This is a genomic window from Mycobacterium sp. IDUB_5 (genome assembly GCF_055419565.1).
Genome location: NZ_JBVAXX010000010.1, coordinates 109,881 through 111,643, shown reverse-complemented (window position 1 = coordinate 111,643; position 1,763 = coordinate 109,881). Strand labels below are relative to the sequence as shown.

General features: G+C 73.4%; 1 protein-coding gene. It reads left to right on the top strand.

The features are described 5' to 3' along the window. Positions 1 to 234 (top strand): hypothetical protein (locus ACZY1G_RS27600; RefSeq protein WP_463824139.1); only part of this gene is annotated, 234 nt, incomplete at its 5' end. Between the last annotated feature and the right edge of the window lie 1,529 nt (positions 235 to 1,763).

Sequence of the window (1,763 nt, the reverse complement as noted above, 5' to 3'; positions counted from 1 at the left end):
CTGGTGCTCCGCCTCTTCCGGGTGTGCCGGGTGCGCCGGTGGGTGTTCCGGTGGGGGCTGGTGCTCCGCCTCTTCCGGGTGTGCCGGGTGCGCCGGTGGGTGTTCCGGTGGGGGCTGGTGCTCCGCCTCTTCCGGGAGTGCCGGGTGCGCCGGTCATCGGTGATGCTGGTGTGGTGCCGGCCGCCGGGCTGCCTGGCAGCGGCGCGCAAGTCGAGGGTGCCGGCGGTGCCGTGACTCCGGGCTCCGGCGGTGCCCCAGGCGCGCCAATTGCTTCTGCCGCAGGCAATCCCGCGCCTCCGGCTCCGGGTGTTCCCGGTGCTCCGGTTGTTGGTGAGTCAGGCGTGGTCGCGCCCCCGGCGCCGGGTGCGCCCGCGGTTCCGGTGGGTTCGTCGGTGGAGGGTGTGACGCCGCCGGCGCCGGGTGTGCCGGGTGCTCCGGTTGTTGGTGAGTCGGGTGCGGTGGCGCCGCCGGCGCCGGGTGTGCCCGCGGTTCCGGTGGGTTCGTCGGTGGAGGGTGTGACGCCGCCGGCGCCGGGTGTGCCGGGAGCTCCGGTGGTGGGTGAGTCGGGTGCGGTGGCGCCGCCGGCGCCGGGTGTGCCGGGTGCTCCGGTTGTTGGTGAGTCGGGTGTGACGACTCCGCCGGCGCCGGGTGTGCCTGCGGTTCCGGTGGGTTCGTCGGTGGAGGGTGTGACGCCGCCGGCTCCGGGTGTGCCGGGAGCTCCGGTGGTGGGTGAGTCGGGTGCGGTGACGCCGCCGGCGCCGGGTGTGCCGGGTGCTCCGGTTGTCGGTGAGTCGGGTGTGACGACTCCGCCGGCGCCGGGTGTGCCTGCGACTCCGGTGGGTTCGTCGATAGAAACCTTCTCGCCGCCTGCACCTCCGGCCCCCGCGACGCCGTCATCCAGTTCCGTTGAGACCTTCTCGCCTCCGGCTCCTCCTGTGCCTGCGACTCCGGCGGGTTCGTCGGTGGAGATTGCGACGCCTCCTGCGCCGGGTGTGCCGGGTGCGCCGATTGTTGGTGAGTCGGGAGTGGTGACGCCTCCTGCGCCGGGTGTGCCTGCGGTTCCTGCGGGTTCGTCGGTGGAGGTCGTGACGCCTCCTGCGCCGGGTGTGCCTGCGGTTCCTGCGGGTTCGTCGGTGGAGGTCGTGACGCCTCCTGCGCCGGGTGTGCCTGCGGTTCCTGCGGGTTCGTCGGTGGAGGTCGTGACGCCGCCTGCTCCGGGTGTGCCGGGTGCGCCGATTGTTGGTGAGTCAGGTGTGGTGGCGCCGCCGGCTCCAGGTGTGCCTGCGGTTCCAGCGGGTTCGTCGGCGGAGGTCGTGACGCCTCCTGCGCCGGGTGTGCCGGGTGGTCCGGTTGTTGGTGAGGCTGGTTTGGTGACGCCTCCTGCGCCGGGTGTGCCGGGTGGTCCGGTTGTTGGTGAGGCTGGTTTGGTGACGCCTCCTGCGCCGGGTGTGCCGGGTGGTCCGGTTGTTGGTGAGGCTGGTTTGGTGACGCCTCCTACCCCCGGTGGCCCGGGAGCTCCGATTGGCGGTTCAGGGGGTGCGGGCGTTCCTAGCGTCGCCGGCACTCCTGGCGCACCCGTCGCCGCTGCCGCGGGTACGTCTGGTCCGGGTGCTCCCGGCGCCCCCGGCGCTCCGGTCTTCGGGGATGCCGGTGCGGTGGCGCCTCCGGTTCCGGGTGGTCCGGGTGGTGCGGTCACGGTTCCTGCTGGTGGGGTAGTGCCTCCGGTTCCGGGTGGTCCGGGTGGTGCGGTCACGGTTCCTGCT